Source organism: Parageobacillus thermoglucosidasius (genome assembly GCF_001295365.1).
Taxonomy (GTDB): Bacteria; Bacillota; Bacilli; order Bacillales; family Anoxybacillaceae; genus Parageobacillus; species Parageobacillus thermoglucosidasius.
In genome coordinates, this window is the sequence record NZ_CP012712.1 from 1,544,075 (window position 1) to 1,565,211 (window position 21,137).

Annotated in this window: 21 protein-coding genes, 1 pseudogene and 1 riboswitch; of the genes and pseudogenes, 16 read left to right on the top strand and 6 right to left on the bottom strand. The window is 41.5% G+C overall.

Annotated elements, in window-relative coordinates:
• Positions 1 to 83 precede the first annotated feature (83 nt).
• The gene (locus AOT13_RS20785) at positions 84 to 482 is read right to left on the bottom strand and encodes an Arm DNA-binding domain-containing protein (protein ID WP_045844660.1); all 399 of its coding nucleotides are present in this window, start codon (positions 480 to 482) and stop codon (positions 84 to 86) included.
• Between the two features lie 208 nt (positions 483 to 690).
• Between AOT13_RS20785 and AOT13_RS07730 the strand changes: the two genes are divergently transcribed.
• From AOT13_RS07730 to AOT13_RS07745, 4 genes are all read left to right on the top strand, one after another.
• Positions 691 to 951, top strand: a complete 261-nt coding sequence (locus AOT13_RS07730; protein WP_035502272.1) for a hypothetical protein — start codon at positions 691 to 693, stop codon at positions 949 to 951.
• Positions 952 to 1,251: 300 nt separating this feature from the next.
• Positions 1,252 to 2,208: a hypothetical protein gene (locus AOT13_RS07735; protein WP_232511580.1), complete on the top strand. Its 957-nt coding sequence runs from the start codon at positions 1,252 to 1,254 to the stop codon at positions 2,206 to 2,208.
• A gap of 200 nt (positions 2,209 to 2,408) precedes the next feature.
• Entirely contained in the window at positions 2,409 to 2,783 is a 375-nt protein-coding gene (locus tag AOT13_RS07740; RefSeq protein WP_232511581.1) for a hypothetical protein, read from the top strand.
• Positions 2,784 to 2,828: 45 nt separating this feature from the next.
• Positions 2,829 to 3,317 (top strand): DUF1648 domain-containing protein, encoded by a 489-nt coding sequence (locus AOT13_RS07745; protein ID WP_003252218.1) that lies wholly within the window; start codon positions 2,829 to 2,831, stop codon positions 3,315 to 3,317.
• Positions 3,318 to 4,348: 1,031 nt separating this feature from the next.
• Here the strand turns inward: AOT13_RS07745 and AOT13_RS07755 are convergent.
• Both AOT13_RS07755 and AOT13_RS07765 read right to left on the bottom strand, forming a co-directional pair.
• Entirely contained in the window at positions 4,349 to 5,440 is a 1,092-nt protein-coding gene (locus AOT13_RS07755; protein WP_003252214.1) for a glycerol dehydrogenase, read from the bottom strand.
• Between the two features lie 743 nt (positions 5,441 to 6,183).
• A complete protein-coding gene (locus tag AOT13_RS07765; protein WP_003252212.1) occupies positions 6,184 to 7,644 on the bottom strand; it encodes an aldehyde dehydrogenase family protein in 1,461 nt (486 codons plus the stop codon).
• A 454-nt stretch (positions 7,645 to 8,098) separates the two neighbouring features.
• On the opposite strand from AOT13_RS07765, the gene AOT13_RS07770 reads away from it, so the two are divergent.
• Positions 8,099 to 9,184, top strand: a complete 1,086-nt coding sequence (locus AOT13_RS07770; RefSeq protein WP_042384987.1) for a M50 family metallopeptidase — start codon at positions 8,099 to 8,101, stop codon at positions 9,182 to 9,184.
• A gap of 21 nt (positions 9,185 to 9,205) precedes the next feature.
• On the opposite strand, the pseudogene AOT13_RS19495 reads toward AOT13_RS07770, so the two are convergent.
• Positions 9,206 to 9,506, bottom strand: a pseudogene (locus AOT13_RS19495) (DUF4260 family protein).
• 188 nt (positions 9,507 to 9,694) lie between these two features.
• Between AOT13_RS19495 and AOT13_RS20080 the strand changes: the two are divergent.
• The 10 genes from AOT13_RS20080 to menC all read left to right on the top strand — a co-directional run bounded on the left by AOT13_RS20080 (position 9,695) and on the right by menC (position 17,235).
• A complete protein-coding gene (locus AOT13_RS20080; RefSeq protein ID WP_153017387.1) occupies positions 9,695 to 10,030 on the top strand; it encodes a hypothetical protein in 336 nt (111 codons plus the stop codon).
• 80 nt (positions 10,031 to 10,110) lie between these two features.
• Positions 10,111 to 10,320, top strand: coding sequence for a hypothetical protein (locus AOT13_RS07775; protein WP_035502265.1), 210 nt, complete (start codon positions 10,111 to 10,113; stop codon positions 10,318 to 10,320).
• Positions 10,321 to 10,577: 257 nt separating this feature from the next.
• Entirely contained in the window at positions 10,578 to 11,501 is a 924-nt protein-coding gene (gene murB, locus AOT13_RS07780; RefSeq protein ID WP_003252209.1) for a UDP-N-acetylmuramate dehydrogenase, read from the top strand.
• Between the two features lie 203 nt (positions 11,502 to 11,704).
• A riboswitch (Fluoride riboswitch) is annotated at positions 11,705 to 11,766 on the top strand.
• A 55-nt stretch (positions 11,767 to 11,821) separates the two neighbouring features.
• Positions 11,822 to 12,223, top strand: coding sequence for a fluoride efflux transporter CrcB (crcB, locus tag AOT13_RS07785; RefSeq protein ID WP_003252207.1), 402 nt, complete (start codon positions 11,822 to 11,824; stop codon positions 12,221 to 12,223).
• Between the two features lie 12 nt (positions 12,224 to 12,235).
• Positions 12,236 to 12,595, top strand: coding sequence for a fluoride efflux transporter CrcB (crcB, locus tag AOT13_RS07790; protein ID WP_003252206.1), 360 nt, complete (start codon positions 12,236 to 12,238; stop codon positions 12,593 to 12,595).
• 172 nt (positions 12,596 to 12,767) lie between these two features.
• Complete coding sequence (locus AOT13_RS07795) at positions 12,768 to 13,520, top strand: threonine/serine exporter family protein (protein WP_003252203.1); 753 nt, start codon at positions 12,768 to 12,770, stop codon at positions 13,518 to 13,520.
• Positions 13,521 to 13,538: 18 nt separating this feature from the next.
• On the top strand, positions 13,539 to 13,970 hold the full coding sequence (locus tag AOT13_RS07800) for a threonine/serine exporter family protein (RefSeq protein WP_003252201.1): 432 nt from the start codon (positions 13,539 to 13,541) through the stop codon (positions 13,968 to 13,970).
• A 164-nt stretch (positions 13,971 to 14,134) separates the two neighbouring features.
• Entirely contained in the window at positions 14,135 to 15,304 is a 1,170-nt protein-coding gene (locus AOT13_RS07805) for a M20 peptidase aminoacylase family protein (RefSeq protein ID WP_003252199.1), read from the top strand.
• A complete protein-coding gene (locus AOT13_RS07810; RefSeq protein ID WP_003252197.1) occupies positions 15,279 to 16,103 on the top strand; it encodes a GNAT family N-acetyltransferase in 825 nt (274 codons plus the stop codon). The genes AOT13_RS07805 and AOT13_RS07810 overlap by 26 nt, the downstream gene beginning before the upstream one ends.
• 16 nt (positions 16,104 to 16,119) lie before the next feature.
• Positions 16,120 to 17,235, top strand: a complete 1,116-nt coding sequence (gene menC, locus AOT13_RS07815) for an o-succinylbenzoate synthase (RefSeq protein ID WP_042384984.1) — start codon at positions 16,120 to 16,122, stop codon at positions 17,233 to 17,235.
• A 210-nt stretch (positions 17,236 to 17,445) separates the two neighbouring features.
• On the opposite strand, the gene AOT13_RS07820 is transcribed toward menC, so the two are convergent.
• A complete protein-coding gene (locus tag AOT13_RS07820) occupies positions 17,446 to 18,987 on the bottom strand; it encodes a solute symporter family protein (protein ID WP_003252194.1) in 1,542 nt (513 codons plus the stop codon).
• Complete coding sequence (locus AOT13_RS07825) at positions 18,987 to 19,328, bottom strand: DUF485 domain-containing protein (RefSeq protein ID WP_003252192.1); 342 nt, start codon at positions 19,326 to 19,328, stop codon at positions 18,987 to 18,989. Before AOT13_RS07825 ends, AOT13_RS07820 begins: the two co-directional genes overlap by 1 nt.
• Before the next feature lie 288 nt (positions 19,329 to 19,616).
• Here AOT13_RS07825 and bcaP point away from each other — a divergent pair, with 288 nt between their 5' ends.
• Positions 19,617 to 21,032: a branched-chain amino acid transporter BcaP gene (bcaP, locus tag AOT13_RS07830; RefSeq protein WP_003252191.1), complete on the top strand. Its 1,416-nt coding sequence runs from the start codon at positions 19,617 to 19,619 to the stop codon at positions 21,030 to 21,032.
• Positions 21,033 to 21,137: the final 105 nt, after the last annotated feature.

The window sequence follows — 21,137 nt, forward strand, 5'->3', positions numbered from 1 at the left end:
CCGCGAAAGCTCCTTGACACGCCTGTTCCTTGACAACATGATCATTTGTCCGGGAAGGCGACCGGCAGGGGGACTTGCCGGTCTTACCTACCATACGTCAAGTCATCAGGTCCATGTTGTCTATCAAAGGGGAATTTACACAATAATTTGGACTTGACCTTCAAATTAACAGTTATTAAAAGGAACATCATTAGTTGTACATTTTCAAAAAAATCTAAATGATTGTTAAGAAAGGTTTTATAAAGATTTTTCGTATTTTGAGAAAGATTATGCCTTCTGCTTAACCATTCTTTAAAGTAGTCTTTTACAGTAATTTTTGATTCTTGAATGGATATTCCTTGCTGCAATTCGTATCTTTTCTGTCTCTCCGCTGCTTCTGCATCAGTTCTTCTAGCAAAGCCTCTTTTTTTGTATCTTTTTTTCTTATAAACAAATTCATAATACCAACTTTCTCTTTTCTTTATGGAGTAATCTTTATACACTGGCCATAACAAAGCCCCTTAAGTGTATAGAATTATTTTAGCAGAAAAAGATAGAGGTATGGAGGGAATTTTTATCAACCATTGGCATTCTCAGAGACTATATAGGGCGCTCATATTTTTGTTTAAAATTTCCTTAAATTGGGTATTGGGTTATAATTAAGGTATGAACTCAACATATTTTAAACTTTTTGTTAGTAGGGGGGATAGGATGATTGAAACCGTATGGAAACGAATCAAGGGATGTGAAGGGCAAGTTTTTAAGCAAATTCGAGGGGGAGAGTTTACGTACAAAGTTAAGGGAAATTCGATTGAATTAAGCAGAACTAATTACTCAATATCAAAGAATACTTTTAAAGAAGCGTTGAAATATGTACCGTTAGAAAATACTGTACCTGTACAGCACTTGCCGGCTCCGTCCTATTTGTTTGCAATATTGATGGATAAGAGAATAAGACAAAATGATTGGTGATAGTAGAGGATAAAAAAATTGAAAATTGGACCTTTACAGGAAACTTATGCTGTTTATTCCAAAAGAACAAATACTCAATGGCACCGCCTTAAAACAAAATACAAAAAGGCAATTGGAAGAAATAAGATTCTTGCGAGAAACTTGAATAACATTTACGAGCAGTTTGGATTCTAAAGTGATAGGTTGTGTAAAGAATGATTGAACGAATGAAGAGGCTACTTGTTAACGGTGGCCTCTTTTTTTGTTTAGAATTGATTTTTTGAAGGTTTTTGGTTGCAAATGTCGAATTTTGGTTAATGGATGTCTGATTTACCTTGTTTCAAGGAAGGTGTAAACATGAGTTTGAGGAGTTTTCATACGCCTTTGACTGAAGCAGAAGTAGATGAGATTTATCAGTTATTGACACCGAAGCAGCGCAAATATATGGACGCTTTCACGAAACGAAGCAAAAAAAGCAAATGGCTAGAAGTTTTAGCATTAAAAAAAGGGATTATCGTGACAGAAGATATGGACAACGAACAACTGGCAGAAGCAGTCGATGATTGGATTTTAGTTGAAATATTAGATGGAGGACGCGGGAATCGACCGTTTCGCTGCGAATGCGACATGCCTCTCCGATATCAGTACATTGTAACCCATAAAAAGCAAAACAAAACATACAAACTAGGGGAAACGTGTTTAGGAAACTATACCCGTTTAACATCAGAAATTATTCGGGATATTAAAAAAGGATTCCATTCGATACATTTAGAACGTGATGAACTGCTCCTTAAAATTTATCGTGGCGAGAAAACCGACATAAAAGAGTTTGCAGGAATTGAAATTCCACAATCTTATCTCGAGCAAATAGAACATGACATACCACTTTTGGATAAACAACTGAAAAAACTTCATGCAAAGAGAATGGAAGAACTCCAAAAGCAACGTCAATCAGAAAGGGAACGGCTAAAGGAAATCTCTTACCAAAGTCGGCAACATAGAACCTCCAAGTCGTGCACCCTTCCATATTATTATTCATACCATTCCTCACCAAAAACTCATTCGCATCTTTGTATCTCCTATGAGGAATTAATTGAACGGCATTTAAACGAATTAAAACAAATACGCGCAAAAGAAGAACTGATTCCAGCAGGATTAAGGAAAGATTGGGATATCATCCAAGACATTGTACGAGCCGCTAAAAGAAGAGAAGAAGTTGATTACAGTCGTTTTAAACTACTGTTGAATAATTTGAAAATACCGTTAAGAATACAGTAAATGCTTAATCAGAAGTGATAAATACAAAAGAAGATATATTGTGTAAAATAGTTGGAGGTAGAAATATGAGTAAAATTAATCAATTTTTGATCGATTGTTTGCTATAAAAGTTCCAAGTGACATATTATTAAAATCTAACTACCATGTCTTTCAAGAGATGGCTGAAAGTAAAGAATTAGAAGGTGTAAGACCTCCTAAAGATGAACTTAGGGAATTATTCGGTAAAACATATACAATCTGTTGCTCCATCCTTAGAATCAATTAGTACGTTAAGGAACAGTTTTGCTGGTGCAACTGATTCTATGCAAACTGTTTTAGATAGTGCTAAACAATTAAGTTTATCATTAAGCAAAATCTATACTAGTATCGATAGTCCGATTGCAGAACTCCAAAGAACAATTAATCAAACATTAGATAAGATTAACCTGTCACCGACGATAAAAGCATTAGAACAATGGCAGGTTCAATTTAAAGAATTGCAAAAAATAAATTTTCCAAAGGTTGAGGAGTTGCTTCGAGACGCAGAACTCACTGTTATTGAGCAAGACGAGGACGAAAATTGGGTCTTATTTTAGAAATGTTTATTTGTTTGAAAATTTTTAACTTAGGGAGGTGTTTAAATGGAAAATCAATCTATTCCTTTATCTTTATTTGAAAAAATCTTGATTTTCCTTTCTATTCTCATCGTAGTAGGGGTGTTATTTACGATCATAGGTGTATGGAGTAATATTCCGGAAAGGATTCCTATTCATTATGGCTTTTCAGGAGAAGCAGATAATTATGGTAATAAATCAATGTTAATAATACTTTTGGTAGTCATTACTACTGCATATGCTTCAGTGTTGTTATCCAGTAAACTTCAAAAGTCACATTTTCTTAGAAATAACGATGAAAAGGGTATTAAATTATATAAGAATGACCGCTTAATGAGAATTTTTATTGGTCTAGAATCGGTAATAATAATGGCTGTTATCGAGATTAAGACAATTTTAATCTCGCTAGGGAAAGCAGAGAATTTAGGCAACTATACAGTTCCCCTAATAATAATATTAATCTTCTTTACAATTTTGTTCTTTTATTTACGATCTAGAAAAATGAGAAACACTTAAGCTTTATTTATTTCACAATTTCCTGCCGGGATGATTAAACGCCTTGAAGCAATAATGTAGTTTGGCAAGAGCAACTGTTCGAGAAAATTGGATATACGGATGGGAAGGATCTCCTTTTAACGATGGTAAACTCATAGATGTTCTTAGAAAAGTAAAATTGGCAAATCTATTATCATGGATTTATATACTCGTAAGATTATAGGATGGCATATCGATCACGAATGACGAAAGAGTTAGTGATCCAATCGTTACAACGGGCTCTAAACAGGCGAAAAATCACCGGAACTAGTGATTCATCATTCAGATCGTGGGAGCCGATATGCTTCAAATGATTATCAACAGCTCTTACAGAAACATCATTTTCAAGTGAGCATGTCGAGATGTGGAAACGGTTACGACAACACTTGTATGGAAGTCATTTCATAGCTTAATCCAAAAAAGAGTGCATCTATCTGAATCGATTCCATACATGAAAAGAAGCAAAACAGGACATTTTTGAATACATTGAATGATTCTGCAACCAAAAAAGAAGTTCTTCCTTCCTTGGCTATGTATCGCCATATGAATTTTATGAATTTGAAGAAGCATGCTACGCCAACCAGAAAAGAGAAGCCGCATAGGTGCAGCTATTTCTCTTTGTTTGACGTGTCCGTTTTCTTGACGTAACACCATGTTTCAAAGATGGTTATGTCGCGGACGGATAGAGCTTATGCAATCTTCTTGTTTTACAAGGCGGATTTTCTCTTTGTGAAAAGAAGTTGCAAAGGATAAATGGCCAATTTGATTTTTACGAATTTATGGAAGAATGGATTGTCGGAATGAAGAAAGATCGTGTAGCCCCTTCTTGTTTTTCCTGCGGATTTGGATACGACAGTGATCGAGGCATGTATATCGAAGACGTTGAAGGAATAAGAGGAACACGAGAAAGAAAAGCGGGAAAGCCGCAAACGAGTACAAAAGCTCTCTTTTGCAAAGGAAAATGGAGTGAACAAGCCCCCCTCCCCGCGTTTTTAGCGCGGGGAGGCTGGGGGTTACTTATATTTTCTTCCAAGGATATCCGCTGAAATAATTGCGGCATAAACATCGTCAGGAGTGACAGGGAATGGCATGTTGTAAATGGTTTCGCCTTCTTGGCAAGCAGCTTCAGCAACTTTTCGGATTTTTGGCTCAATGTCTTCGGTAATTCCCATGTCTTCCAGTGTAACTGGCAGTCCCAATTCTGTGCAGAAAGCAATGTATTTTTGAATTTCTTCTGTGCTGCGGTTTTCTAAGACGAGTTGCGTGATTACGCCGAAAGCAACTTTTTCGCCGTGATAAAGGTGATGAGTGTCATCGATGACTGTAAAGCCATTGTGAATCGCGTGGGCCGCTGCGAGACCGCCGCTTTCAAAACCGATGCCGCTCAAGTACGTGTTGGCTTCCACGATATTTTCGACCGCTTTTGTCACTATGTTTTGTTCAACCGCAAGGAATGCTTTTATTCCGTCTTCAAAAAGGATGTTTTGGCAAAGCTCAGCAAGAGCGATCGCTGCCTTTGTGATTGTGCCGCCTGCCATTGGAGTGGCGTTTGCTTCGTAACAAGCTCTTGCTTCCACATATGTTGCAAGGGCATCCCCAATGCCGGCTGCAAGAAGTCTTGCTGGTGCGTTGGCCACAATTTGGGTGTCAACGAGGACAATATCAGGGTTTTTTGGCAAGATTAAATATTCATCAAAAACCCCTTCTTCTGTGTAAAGAACGGATAAAGCACTGCATGGAGCATCGGTAGAAGCAATAGTTGGAACGATAACAACCGGAAGCTTGGAATAGAAAGCAACCGCTTTAGCAGTATCCAGTGTCTTTCCGCCGCCGACTCCAACAATGACATCAATTTGTTTTTCCTTGGCAATCGTTTGGAGGCGATTGACTTCTTGTTTAGAACATTCACCGCGGAATGTTTCAAAGGTTAAAGTGGATTCTTGATCGGAAAAACTTTGTTCAATGGTTTCCTTAGTAAAATTTAACACAAATTGATCGGCAATCACTAAAAAAGAATTCCCTAAACTGTTAATATATTTGCCGAGATTTTGAAGTTCCCCTCTCCCTTGTATGTATTTTGTTGGTGAATTAATAATTCTGGCCATAGAACTCCCCCCTAAAGAATTATCTTCCTACAAAGGATTATATCACCATAAAACATTATTTTCGCATTAATACAAAATATTTCATAATAAATTCAAAAATATCGATATCCAGAAATATCGATATTACAAAAATTGTAAATATGAGATAGATAGAGTATTCCTGAAATTGATTTGGAATTAATATGTTTATTGAATTCGCCCGATCCACTCATCAACCGCGCATGTACTCATGCAGCTTTGGACGGGTTGTTCAAGCCAGCCTGTGCGTCCGTTGGCAAGGGCACCATGCGGCGAGAAAATGAAAACAGGTATAATTCACATTAACGGCCAGTTGATCAATGTAGAAGAAAATGTTCCGTTTGGTGGAGAATTGTCGTTACTGTGGTGAACGGGCTTTTGAAGAATTTACGACCGTTAAATGGGTATCTGTTCAAAAACAACCGCGCCAATATCCATTTTCATAATGCTCTTTTCCAAAACCATATTTGAAAAAAATGTACCCTTTGGCACCGCATGCGGATTATTTGCGCAGATGCCAAAGGGTGTTTTTTGGCAAACTGAATTTGCTCCAGCGTTTTTAGGGGATGATCGAGCCGGATCTATCAAAATAGCGAATGGTCAGTGGAATACTTGGTTTCGCCAAAAGGCAAGACGTCCGCTTTTATGGATGATCATCGAGAACATCCCGTTAACTTCGGGGCACACCTTTTTCAAACGGTTGGCAAGCGTTTATATTCCCCGGCTTAAAACGGGAATTTCCGATATTGATGTTGAACGGAAACCCATTTTGTTTCTGTAAACTCTTCTACAATCCACGGATTTCCGAAACGGCCCAATCCGCTTGCTTTTGTTCCTCCAAACGGGGTATCCGATTGAAGGTTAACCGTTTGGTCGTTAACATGTGTCATTCCGCTATCAATCTCTAAAGCTAGTTTTGTTCCTTTTTCAAGATCAGAGGTAAATATAGCCGAGCTTAAACCATATTCGGTTCCATTCGCCAATTCAATCGCTTGTTCATCTGTTTCCGCTTTAATCATGATCGCAATTGGCGCAAATACTTCCGTTTGCGCTAACTTGCTGTTATTATCCACATTCACAAATACCGTTGGCGTTAATATGTTTCCTACGCGTTTTCCTTCTAATGCCAACGGGATTCCTTCCGCTTTTGCTTCTTCAATTATTTTTAATGCTTTTTCTAACTGGCGTTGGTCGATGATTGGCCCAATCACGTTTTCACGGTTGCGCGGATCTCCATATGGCAATTTTTTCGCCCGTTCCACAAATTTGTTCACAAATTCATCATATACATCTTGATGAATAATAAATCGATTCACGATCATGCAAATTTGCCCTTGATGCAAATATTTCCCGAATATCGCTGCTTCCACTGCTCGGTCAACATCAGCATCGCTCAACACGACAAACGGGCTGTTTCCGCCTAATTCTAATGCTACGCGTTTTAGCGCGCCGCCGGCAACAGCGCCAACACGTTTTCCTACCTCTGTGGATCCGGTGAAACTAACCATTTTTGAATGAGGATTTGTTAACATTTCGTCACCGATTTCCCGCGAAGACGTCAAAACGACATTGAATACCCCTTTAGGCAATCCTGCATATTCAAATGCCGCTGCAATAATCGAACCTCCAGTTAAGCCGGTTTTCAAGTCTGGCTTATGGACCACAGCATTCCCTAAGGCAATCGCAGGAGCAATGGTTCTGATAGATAAAAACAATGGGAAATTAAACGGAGAAATCGATGAAATCACTCCCAGCGGCAATCGGTAAATTCGATTGGTTTTTCCTTCAATAGGAGAAGGAACTTCCCTGTACGCATAAATCTCTTCTGTCATTTTTTCTGCTTCTGCCAATTCCGCTAACGTGCTTTGATATTCTATTTCTGCTTTGACATACGTGCTGCCTGATTCTACAGCCAAAGCCTCTAAAATTGCTTCTTTGTTCTCTTTAAAATATTCTAATGCTTTCCGGATGATAGCTTTTCTTTCTTCCACTGGCGTTTTTGCCCATTTTTTCTGTGCTTGGTATGCCGCTTCAAACGCTTTCTGCGTTTGTTCTTTTGTAGCCAATTTAACGGTTGTGATGACAGAATCATCGTATGGATTTAAAATATCATAAGAATTTGCACTGGCTCCTTCCACCCATTCGCCATTAATAAAGCTTTTATTAAGTTCAAGAAACTGTTTCAAATTGATGACCTCCTTTGGTGCTGCAAACGATTTCAGCGATTTCAGCAATATCTTACTACTTAATGACACATTATTTCAAATCTCATGCATTTTTTAAGATGAAATAATATTTTCCGTTTTCTTATTCGAGCGAATTCATTTCATGCCCTCACTTTATAGCAAATCTATCAGTAAAAACTGCTGTTCAGATAAACAATGGAATAACAAGTTTCAGCAGTTTCACTGTTTTGCTGGTGATTTTGCCTCCAGAATATCTTCAGGCGATTCCTTTATTCGGGGAATGAAGATCTTCTCTTAGCCTTTCGAACACGGTGGGAGGTGTGCGGAGTTTGTGGACGGCCCATGCTGATGTTATGGAATGCTCCTATATCTATTTGTTAGAATATTGCTAATTTCCTGGGAATAACTTATGATCAAGATGATCTGTAAGGCAATATTAATAGGAGAGATTTCCATGCAACATATCGTTTACAGGCCTAGTATTTTGCTTCTAATTATATTCTTTATTTCTTTCATAGTTACTAAATTATTTCCATCATTAGCATCGACTGTTTTCGATATATGGATTTTGTGTATTGGTTTGATTATTGCTATTTTTTTGCACGAATTAGGGCATGTGATCTTTGCGTTATTATGTAGATTTAATTTCCATTTTCTTGCTTTTGGTCCCTTTCTCATTGAAAAAGGGAAAGGAAAATTAAGAATACGTGAAAATAAATATTGGCTTTATTTCGGCGGAGTTTCTTTTGTAACCCCTTCTGTTGGAACTTTTTCTAACATAAAAGCAAAATTGGAATTATTTTTGCTGGGAGGCCCTTTGTTTAGTTTGATAGCATTTCTTGTATTTTTTATGATTGGGAAGATTTATCAGAACAATTTTATGCTATGGTGTTCCATTTTAAACATTGCTATATTTATAGCCACCTCATTTCCGATTACAAAAGGGGAAGTAAACGACGGAGGAAATATATTATTACTATTTAAAGCCAGAGAAGCGGGTTTACAGATTTTAAAATTTCAAATACTTGGTGAGATGTTTAGTTCAAAAAGACCTATGGAATGGGATAAAAAACTGATTGAAAAGTGTAAGGAAATCATGAAAGAAAAAAATCCGCTAGAAAATCATATGATCTGTACATTTCTTTTTTATTATTATTTTGACATTGGTCATGTGGAACAGATTTTTTCAAGTATACAGCCAATCATCAATGAACCGCTGACAAAGGAAAATAAATGGATCAAAGGGAATTTTAACAGTTTGTATATACTATGCAAATTTTTATATGATAACAATGAAGCGAACGTAGAAGAAATAGAGAAATTATTTAAAGGAGTATCGAAATTAGATTCATATGCCTATCATCGTTCCCTTGCCATCATTAAGTATTTAAAGGGGGATGTGAAAGGAGCAAAAAGGTTGATAAACAAATTGAAACATGAATTAAGTTATACGAATGGTCAAGGTGTGTATCATGTTGAAAAAGATATTTTACAAAAATTAAAATTAAAAATGATGTCACTTGGTCGGCAAAGGCGATAAAGTGATGATTTTCTGGAAAATTCAGTATTTTTTTGAAAAGTGTGTATCTTTAAAGTGGGTAGGATTTTAGGCCATATCCTAATAATCTGTCCATACCTGCATGAGTGGTCCAAATGAGTCCCGCAATTATGCTTAAATCATTGTGAGTGATAATCCCCCACGCTAAAGGCAATGTCGATGTTATTACATATGTATGGAACAAATTATAAAGCAATGCACCGGTTTTGACATTGATGAAACATCCTAACATCGATATATCGGGAAGCAAGAGAAAGAAAAGGAATAGTCCCCATCCATAGCCATAGGAAGAATAATAAAACAGACAAACCTTCTAATTTCAATATCATTCTGTTCACTCATGCCCCTCCTTTACCTGGATTCACCGGCTATCATTTCTACCAATAAACCTCATGTTCCTGCTCTGGTTCATGTGATTGTCTGTCCGCGATAATATTTATTTTCTCCAGAACACACTTTTGATGGCCATTCACTGAGCCAGCAGATAAGACGGTGATTGCAAAATGTTCAGCAAACAGTGGTCATTCCGTTGGAAAAACTGCCTGCGTTCAATGCGCGCACATTGGGGCAAACACGAAATGTTACAACAAAAATCTGCAATTGGATGAGGGTATCCCAGCTGCCCTTTTGTGCACCGATGTTTTTGTGGAAAATAAAGGTGCGGGGATTTGCAGGGAAGTAGGTTTGGAGCGAAGAAACGGAATAGAAAAAGCCTGCTTTTTGCGATTGCCTGCTTTTTCATCACACCACAGAGGCTTTCTGTGGTTTCCTTTATTGAAGCCACTCCGGTTAAATGTGCCACTCTCTTTTTTTATTCATATTAAGTAAACCATGAAAAAATAGTTGACAAAAAATCAAACATTTACTGGTGCACAAGAGGAATTAAGCCATAAAGATATGGATGCCACTTGATTGTTAAAGCGATTCGGACGATAATGGAGATAGTGCTGTCTGTCGGCAAAAGCGGGCCAGGCAGAGCATCGCTTTGCAGTTTGTTTGCAACAAATTTGGTAGAGAAAAATGCGAAAACAACATCGAAAATGGCCCGGCTGGTTGTATTTCCGCTTGTCGGATTGTTATATCCAAGCGGGGACAGCGGACGGGATAGAAATGAATGACGTTAAGAGTGGCGGCATGTCGTGCCCGGATGCTATAACATTCTTCCATTCTTGCCGATCAGCGGGCAATAGAATTGGAAGACTTTGTAGTAAAGTAAGGAAGGGAGCGTATTCACTGCCCTGCGCTTCTGCGATTGCTACTTGGCTCGCTGGAGCGGCGGCCATAGCACTGCTGACTAAAACTGCATGATACTAAAAGCGATAAAAAATAAGTTCATCAAAGGGAATCAACAGAAAAAAGCAAAGAGGGAAAAACGATGTGCGAAAATAATGTGATTTATCAAGAATTAGTGCGAATTTGTGGGGAAAAAAACGTGCTGCGGGACGAACCGTTGAAATATCATACGTTAGTAAAAATTGGCGGCAAGGCGGATTTCCTCGTCTGGCCGGAAACATATGAGCAGGTGGTCGAAGTCATTCGGTTAAAAGAAAAGCATCGCCTCCCTTTCACCCTGCTTGGCAACGGTTCGAACGTCATCGTGCGTGACGGCGGCATTCGCGGCATTGTCGTGCAGCTAAAGCATCTAACAGAAATCAAAGTGGAAGGCGAAAAAATTATCGCGCAAAGCGGCGCTGATATTAAAGCAGTTTCTCGGGTTGCACTGGAACACAGCTTGACGGGGCTGGAGTTCGCGTGCGGCATTCCCGGCTCTGTCGGGGGCGCGATTATGATGAATGCGGGTGCTTATGACGGGGAAATAAAAGATGTGGTTGACCATGTTAAGGTCGTTACACAAACGGGAGAACAGAAAATTTTGCGCAAAGACGATTTGCAGCTTGGTTATCGCACGAGCATCATCAGCAAGACGAACGACATTGTGCTGGAGGCGGTGTTCCAGCTTAAAAAAGGAGATCCGCAAAAAATTAAAGAAAAAATGGACGATCTCACCTTCCGGCGTGAATCCAAACAGCCGCTTGAATATCCTTCTGTCGGCAGCGTGTTTAAACGCCCTCCTGGATATTTTGCGGGCAAGCTCATTCAAGACAGCGGCCTGCAAGGAAAAGGGGTCGGAGGTGCGGAAGTATCGACAAAGCACGCAGGTTTTATTATTAATAAAAACAACGCCACCGCCTCTGACTATATTGCGACGATCGAACTGGTGCGGAAAACGGTTAAAGAAAAATTCGGCGTCGATCTGGAATTAGAAGTGAAAATTATCGGGGAGGATATCAAACAGTAACGGCACTGCGAACGGAGCCTGCCAACGGATTCCAAAAATAAAATTCTCCCGAATAGTAAATAGCTTGGCATGATGTTGCCTGGATTGTTGATATTTTCCTTTTTTGGATGCATTTCGCACATTCCGTTTTGCCGGTTTTTTGCAAAAAAGCATTTATGGCAATTGGCAAACAGGTTGTCATTTTGTTATAATCAAGTGCGGAATTAAAATTAGGCGATGGGGTTCGCCGTAATTGCCTTTTATGGCTGATGACTCCTACCAGTAAATTCTATTGGTAGGAGTTTGTTTTTTGTACGAATAGGAAAGGGGAAGGTGGGTAGATGATTGATTATGTGATTGTCGGCCTTGCTGGAATCGTTGGTGCATTGCTTCGCTACTATTTAGGTTTGTTTGTGAGCGGCTGGTGGAACGGGCCGTTTCCTTTGGCGACATTGCTTACGAATATGCTCGGCTGCTTTGCATTAGGATGGTTGAACGCTTATTTGCCGCGTTGGCGCAATATTCCTTCTTACGTAGCGGCAGGGCTAGGAACAGGGTTAATCGGTTCGTTTACAACTTTTTCCACGTTCAGCGTCGAAACGGTCGAGTTGTTGCGCATGTCCCATTGGGGGACAGCGTTGGTTTATGTTTTTCTCAGCATGTGCGGCGGGGTGTTGATGGCATTGTACGGATTTCGTCTCGGACGTGATGGCCTGCGTGTGAAAAACGAGGCGGCAGAGTAAGGAGGGAAACTTATGTTATGGAATAGCGCACTTGTGGCGTTCGGCGGATTTTTCGGAGCAATGGCGCGCTTCGGAATCAGCAAATGGATGAAACAAATATATCCTTCTTCTTTTCCGTTTGCTACATTATTGATCAATTTAATTGGTTCTTTTTTGCTCGGATATATTGTCGGAAAAGGGTGGAACGCTTCTTGGAATCTTCTTTTCGGAACAGGATTTATGGGGGCGTTCACGACTTTTTCGACATTCAAGTTTGAAAGTATTGCGTTTTATGTTCATAAGCAATGGAAATCATTTATTTTATATCTCGCATTAAGCTATCTGTTCGGCCTGCTTCTTGCTTTTCTTGGCATGAAAGCGGCAAGTATGTAAAGGTGTTTGTAAAGGGGGATCGCCTCGGAATCAGGGATGGAGGCGCTCCTGCCAATATGGGCATGCTAAGTGCGTGGCAGTTGGCAAGACGATATGGGCAGGTTTTCTTTACTGATTGTCTTGCGTTATATTTTGTACTATCACGAGTGCAGTAGGGATGGAGAGATAGAGAATGCCAGATTACCATGATCGGACAAACGATATCGTCGATCTTTGTTTGTTAGCGGGAAAAATTATGCTCGAAAGCGGCGGGGAAACATACCGCGTGGAAGATACGATGATGCGTATAGCAGCTTCATTTGGCATTCCCCGTTCACACAGTTATGTCACGCCGACGGGAATTATTTTTTCGATTGATCGGATGAATTCTACGCAGTTTATCCGGATTGTGGAACGTTCGACAGATTTGCATAAAGTCGCGCTTGTGAACAACATTTCCCGCCGCATCAGCAATGGAGAGCTGTCGCTCGACGAGGCATATCAACAGTTAAAAGAAGTGGAGAAACAAAAGCTTTTTTATTCTTTTTGGCAGCAAGTCGCGGCGGCGGCGGTTGCCAGCGGCTGCTTTGCTGTCATGTTTGGGGGCTGGAACAACTTTTTCCCTTCACTGCTTGCCGGAGGAGCGGGATTTTATTGTTTTGAGATGATTCACCGCCTTGTGAAAATACGATTTTTTGCCGAATTTTTTGCTTCGTTTATCGTTGGTGGATTGGCTATGATTTTCGTTATGATCGGGCTTGGGGCGAATTTGGATAAAATTATTATCGGGTCTGTTATGCCATTGGTGCCGGGACTTGTGATAACGAACGCTGTGCGCGATTTAATGGCAGGGCATTTTCTCGCCGGATTGTCCAAAGGCGCGGAAGCTTTTTTAACCGCGTTCGCGATTGGCACCGGCATTGCGCTGATTTTATCGATTGGCTAATTGTAAGGGGAATTGCGGATGATTGTGCAACAATTATTGATAAGTTTTATTGCTTCGGCAGCGTTTGGGATCATTTTTAACATTCCGAAAAAGCTGTTAATCAATTGCGGATTTGTCGGAATGGTCGGATGGATTATTTATTTTTTATTCGCTGAGCAGCAAATCAATGGTGTTGCCGCTACGTTTATTGCCTCTTTTTTTGTGGCAATGATCAGCGCCATATTTGCAAGAATATACAAAACGCCGGTAACGATTTTCAGCGTTTCCGGGATTATCCCGCTCGTTCCGGGGGGCTTGGCGTATGAAGCGATGCGTCATGTCGTCTTAAACGATTATAATATGGCGATATCACTTGCTGTGAAAGCATTTATGATTTCTGGAGCGATTGCGATGGGACTGGTTTTTTCGGAAGTGATTAACCAGATCGTCAAACAGAAGCGGAAATCCTAAACTTCTGGAAAACAGAGGTTTAGGATTTTTAAGGTTGTCGGAACGCTGTGCGTTTTTTATTCGTTGATGAACCAGCCTAGGTTGCAAACTGTTTTTTGAATATGATAATATGTGTAACAACAATTTTCAAAATGTTTGTGAATATTTCAACGGGGGAGAACGCAATGAGGAAAATTATTTATGCGATGAAGGGAGAATTATGGGAGATTTTTGATTATCTTCATCGCCATCCAGAAGTTAGCTGGGAAGAGTGGAAAACGACGCGGTTTATCGAACAGCAACTCATCCAAGAAGGATATCGTACCCAAACTTTTTCCGATTGTCCGGGAGTGATTGGAGAAATTGGCAGCGGAACGTTTACGGTCGGATTGCGCAGCGATATGGATGCGCTTTGGCAAGAAGTAGATGGGGTATGGCGGGCGAACCATGCGTGCGGGCATGATGCCCATATGACAATGGTATTAGGGGTTGCCAAGCTATTTAATCGCATCGGCTATCAGCCGCCCGGAACGTTGCGGCTTCTTTTTCAGCCAGCGGAAGAAAAAGGAACTGGCGCATTAAAATTTTTGGAAAAAGGAGTCGCCGATGACATGGACTTTTTGTACGGTGTTCATTTGCGGCCGATTCAAGAAGTCAAAAGCGGTTATGCCGCTCCAGCAATTTTACATGGAGCCGCCCAATGTATTGAAGGGGAAATTAAAGGAGTGGCCGCACATGCGGCAAGACCGCATCTCGGAGTCAATGTCATTGAAGTGGGAAGTGCGATTGTGCAGGAGTTAGGCAAAATTCACGTAGATCCGCAAGTGCCGGCATCGATAAAAATGACAAGATTTCGTGCAGGCGGCAAAAACGTGAACATCATCCCGGATTATGCCGAATTTGCGCTTGATTTGCGGGCGCAAACAAATGAGGTGATGGAACAGTTAGTGGAAGGATTAAACGACATTGTCAAAGGGGTAGCGGCTATTTATCATGCGGATATCCGGCTTCGTTCCGGCGTTCGCGTTGCTGCCGCAAAGCCGCACCCACAAGCGCGGTCGTTCATGGAGCGCGCTATTGCCGCCGTATTGGGAAGAGAAAAATGTTTGCCGCCAATCGTTACTTCAGGGGGAGAGGACTTCCATTTTTATTCATGGATGAAACCGCAGTTAAAAACGACGATGCTTGGGCTTGGCTGCGATTTGACGCCAGGGCTGCATCATCCGCAAATGACGTTCCGCCGCGAAGACTTATTGTCCGGCATTGAAATATTAGCAAGAGCCGTTATGGAAACGTTTGAGCATTTTGCATTGCAAGGAGAGATGGGAAGTGCACGTTTCGCTGCAAAAAATTGACACGATCGAACAGCTCGAAGAAATGGCAAGGTTAGAAGCAGAAGTATGGGGAACGATCCCGGTCCCTACTCACCAAACGTTGACGGCGGCGAAAAACGGCGGCATTATTATCGGCGCTTTTGTGGATGGAAAAATGGTCGGATTTGTGTATAGCTTTCCCGGATACGAGGACGGGCAAATATATCTTTGTTCACATATGATGGGAATTGCCAAACCGTTCCGCGACAAAGGAATCGGTTATATGCTGAAAATGAAACAAGCGCAAGAGGCAATCAAAAAAGGATATCGCACGATTCGTTGGACATACGATCCGCTACAAAGCAGAAACGGCTATTTGAACATTGCCAAGTTAGGGGCTGTTTGCTCACAGTATGTGGAAAATTATTATGGCCAGATGGAGGATGCATTGAACAAGCATTTACCGTCGGACCGTTTTATTGTCGAGTGGCTATTAGAAAGCCGGTATTTACAAGAAAGAAGCCGCTTTTTCTCTAACATAGCATGGTCGCCGGAGAATGTGGCGCTGAATTGGAAGCAAAACAACAATGGAGATCCAGTGCCTGTTTGCAAAGAGGAATTTACCCTTTATGACCAGCCGTTTTTGCTTGTTCCTGTTCCTTTGCAGTTTCAGCGGCTTATAGAGACAGATCTTGCGCTGGCGCTGGATTGGCGCTATAAGACGCGCGACGTGTTTGTCCGGCTTTTTCGCAAAGGATGGGCCGTTGCGCATATCATTCGGAAAGAGGATGAACCTATCTTATATTATGTGTGCGTGAAACGCAGCGAATTGCCGATATAATCAGGGGGAATTTTGGATGGAAATAAAAGTGAGACGAGTTGTGCTGCGCCATTTGCAAATGGAACTTAAATCACCGTTTACGACGAGCTTTGGTTCGTTTCAGAAAAAGGAATTTATTTTAGTCGAAGCGGTTGATGAAGACGGCGTGTCGGGATGGGGGGAATCGGTGGCTTTTTCCTCTCCTTGGTACAATGAAGAAACCGTAAAAACCAATTGGCATATCATAGAAGATTTTTTATTGCCGCTTTTATTTCAAGCGCCAATTGCCCATCCGGAAGAGCTGCGCCAACGTTTTTCCATCATCCGCAAAAATCAAATGGCCAAAGCGGCGGTAGAAGGGGCGGTATGGGATTTATTTGCGAAAAAACAAGCATTGCCGTTACATAAAGCGCTTGGCGGAAATAAGCACAGCATTGAGGTAGGGGTGAGCATTGGCATTCAGAAAAGTGTCGATGATTTATTGCGCATTGTCGAACGGTACGTGCAAGCAGGGTATCGGCGCATCAAAATAAAAATTAAACCCGGGTGGGACGTTGGCGTGGTCCGCGAAGTTCGCCGCCGTTTTCCGGACGTTCCGTTCATGGCCGATGCCAACTCCGCTTATTCGCTGGCAGATATCGATCGATTAAAGGCGTTAGATGAATTTCAGTTAATGATGATTGAACAGCCGCTTGCTTCAGATGATATTGTGGATCATGCGGCATTACAGTCGCAGATAAAGACACCGGTCTGTTTGGATGAAAGCATTTGTTCGGCCGAAGATGCCAGAAAAGCCATTCAGCTTGGCAGTTGCCGGATAATAAATATAAAAATCGGCCGTGTCGGAGGGCTGACAGAAGCGAAGCGCATTCACGATATTTGTCAAAAGAACGGCATTCCCGTCTGGTGTGGCGGCATGTTAGAAGCTGGTGTCGGCAGAGCGCACAATATTGCCATAACGACGCTGGAGAATTTTACGTTGCCTGGCGATACTGCTGCTTCTTCCCATTACTGGGAGAAAGATATTATTGTTCCAGAAGTCGTTGTCCGTAATGGAATGATAACAGTGCCAGAACAACCGGGGATTGGATATGAAGTCGACAGACGGCAAGTAGATATTTATACGAGCTATGCTAAGGTGTACCGTCCTTAGTTTTTCGTTTCCGGCTGCGGAATGTTTGCTGCTGTTTGCGTTTAACTGCATCATTGAGCTGTCGCAGAGGAAGAATATGAATGGAGCATTTATGCAGTCTATAGTGGAATCACGGTAATAAAAGCGGGGGAAGGAACGCGGAGGAAAAAGCTGGACGGAAAAGATGTGATCACTTTTCCGCCAGCTTTTTTGCGATTTCGTTTCAGCGCGTTAGTTTGCCAATTCTTTTATTCCTGTATTCGCTTTCACAAGAATTTCATCAAATTTCTTGCTATCGGCTTTTTTCGAGGAAAGAAGTGTGCCGACAATCGCCGCGATGAATCCTAATGGGATGGAAACAATGCCAGGGTTGGCCAGCTTAAAGAGCGGTTCGCCGACAAGAATCGCTACTCCCGGTTCCGGCGCCCAAACGTTCGGACTAAAGAACACGAGCAATAACGCGCTGAACAGCCCGACGAGCATTCCGGCAATAGCGCCTGTTGTATTAAAGCGGCGCCAGAAAATCGTTAATACAATAATCGGCAAATTGGCGCTTGCGGCAACGGCAAATGCCAATGAGACAAGGAAAGCGACATTCATTTTTTGGGCGAACAACGCTAAAAGAATGGACAAAATCGATACGCCGACAGAAGCAAAGCGCGCCGCAACCATTTGCTCCCTTTCTGTTGCTTCGCCGCGGCGAAGAATATGGCTGTAAAAGTCATGGGCGAACGCCGATGCGGCTGACAGCACAAGTCCCGCCACAACAGCTAAAATGGTGGCAAACGCGACTGCAGATATAAACGCGAACAGGAAATCGCCGCCGAGCGCTTCCGCCAATAATGGAGCGGCCATGTTTCCGGCAGGGTTTGCGGCGACAATTTTGTCATAACCAACGAATGCCGCGGCTCCAAACCCTAAGAAAATCGTTAAAACGTAAAAAATTCCGATAATCCATGTTGCATGAACGACCGATTTGCGAGCAGTTGGTGCATCTTTTACTGTAAAGAAGCGGATTAAAATGTGTGGAAGTCCTGCTGTTCCTAGGATAAGCGCTAAATTCAGCGATATCGTATCAAGCGGGTCTTTAAATTTATTGCCAGGATTGAGGAACGCTTCACCAAGCGGCGTGGCTGTTTTAACTTCATTAAACATTTTGGTGAGGCTGAAATCAAATTTTGCAAAGACGATAAAGGAAATAATAAACGTACCGACCATTAATAATACCGCTTTTACAATTTGTACCCAGCTCGTCGCCATCATGCCGCCAAAAACGACGTAAACGGTCATGAGGATGCCGACAATGAGGACAGAGTAAATATAATCAATCCCTAATAATAGCTTAATAAGGCCTCCGGCACCGACAAGCTGAGCAATCATGTAGAAAATGGAGATGGCGATCGTATTAAGCGCTGCGACCCCGCGCACTTTTTTGTCGGAGAATCGGGCGGCAATCATGTCCGCCATCGTATATTTGCCAAGGTTACGCAGCGGTTCTGCGACAATGTAAAGAACGACTAAATATGCAACAAGGAAGCCAATACTATAAAAGAAACCGTCAAAACCAGCCAGTGCGATCATGCCGGCAATTCCTAAAAATGAAGCAGCGGACATATAGTCGCCGGCAATTGCCAGCCCGTTTTGCCAGCCGGTTAAGCTGCTATCTGCTGTATAAAACTCGCTCGTTGTTCTCGTCCGTTTCGAAGCGAAGTACGTGATGACAAGCGTCAGCGCCACAATGATCAAGAAGAGGAAAAAGGCTAACCCGTGCATTATATGCTTCCTCCTTCCTTCGCTTCTTGTTTAATTTGTTCCACGATTTTGTCAAATTTGGCGGCGCGTTTAGAGTAAATGGTGCATAGCGTCCACGTCATGATAAATTGCGCAAACGCAAATATCCATGCCCAACTGATCGGACCGATTGCCGAAGCGTTTAACACGTCGGAATAGGATGTCAAAATCGGCAGTGCAAAGTAAAACACTAAGAAAAACAGCGTGAATGGCACAATAAATTTTTTCTTTTCGCGCATGAGATGCTGAAAAGATGAAGACTGGACAATTTGACTATAATCCATTGCTGCTCGTTCTTCGAAAGAACGGTTTTGTATCGCCATAAAAATTCCCCCTCCTTAGTTTGTTTTGTTAATAATGATAAGAAAAAACAGCTAGCCTCCTTTCTTTCAATGTTCATAAAATTTTCACAATTTATTATATATTTATCTGAATAATTTGTAAATTACTAATTTTTAAACTCTATCGTTTTATGGCTTTAATACATCAAACGGGAAAAATTTTTTGTTGTTTTTATTATTTTCTAACTTTACAAACATTAGCGAATAGCGTAAAATCCAGATTGAACTCTTCAACATTTTTTTACAAAAAACGACAAGGGGAGACACTAAATGAATTTGTTGCGGAAAAAGTCGGTGCAAATGTTGTTGGATGAAGCGGAGCAAAAAGGTGTTTCTTTAAAAAAAGATTTAGGGGCATTCGATTTAACGATGTTAGGCATTGGCGCTATTATCGGGACGGGAATTTTTGTATTGACGGGAGTCGCCGCTGCTGAACATGCCGGTCCTGCGCTTGTCCTTTCTTTTATTTTTTCTGGCCTTGCTTGTGTGTTTGCGGCGCTTTGTTACGCGGAGTTCGCTTCGACGGTTCCGGTATCTGGGAGTGCTTACACATATAGTTATGCTGCATTCGGGGAATTAATTGCTTGGATTTTAGGATGGGATTTAATTTTAGAATATGGAGTGGCTGCTTCAGCTGTAGCGGTTGGATGGTCTGGCTATTTTCAAGGGCTGCTTGCCGGGTTTGGCATTGAGCTTCCAAAAGCGTTGACGAACGCATATAACCCGGAACAGGGAACAATTATCGATTTGCCGGCGATTTGCATTACGCTGCTCATGGCATTTTTATTAAGCCTTGGCGTTAAAAAATCTGCCCGTTTTAATGCGATCATGGTAGTGATTAAAGTCGCCGTCGTACTGTTGTTTCTTGCGGTTGGTGTTTGGTATGTGAAACCGGAAAACTGGTCGCCGTTTATGCCATTTGGATTTTCCGGAGTAGCCACTGGTGCTGCGACTGTTTTTTTTGCCTATATCGGTTTTGATGCGGTTTCGACGGCAGCAGAAGAGGTGCGCAACCCGCAGCGGAACATGCCAATCGGAATCATTGCTTCTTTATTTATTTGTACATTATTATATATTGCCGTTTCTCTCGTATTGACGGGAATTGTTCCTTACGAACAATTGAATGTAAAGAACCCGGTTGCCTTTGCGCTAAACTATATTCACCAAGATTGGGTTGCTGGCTTTATTTCGTTAGGCGCGATTACCGGAATTACGACGGTATTGCTTGTCATGTTATATGGACAAACGCGTTTATTTTATGCGATCAGCCGCGATGGTTTGCTTCCAAAAGTATTTTCAAAAGTGAGCCCGACGCGGCAAGTGCCGTATGTGAACACTTGGCTTACAGGGATAATCGTAGCGGTTTTCTCTGGAATTATCCCATTGAACAAGCTGGCAGAGTTAACCAATATTGGGACGCTGTTTGCCTTTATCACTGTTTCGATCGGTGTCCTTATTTTACGCAAAACACAGCCGGATTTAAAACGCGCTTTCCGGGTTCCGATGGTTCCCGTCATTCCGTTGTTGGCCGTTGCATTTTGCGGGTATTTAATTTTCCAGCTCCCAGCGCTCACTTGGATCGGTTTCGGCTCTTGGTTATTGATCGGTTTAGTGATTTATTTCACATATGGACGCAAGCATAGCACATTAAATGACATGGAAGAAACATCAGAAAAAGCAGGATGATGTTGTAAAAAAACATTCTTAAAAGGACCTTTGCTTTCATTAGCGAAGGTCTTTTTTTGTTGATGAAAAAAGCAAGTGTCATAAATTTCCGATTGAATGACCAAC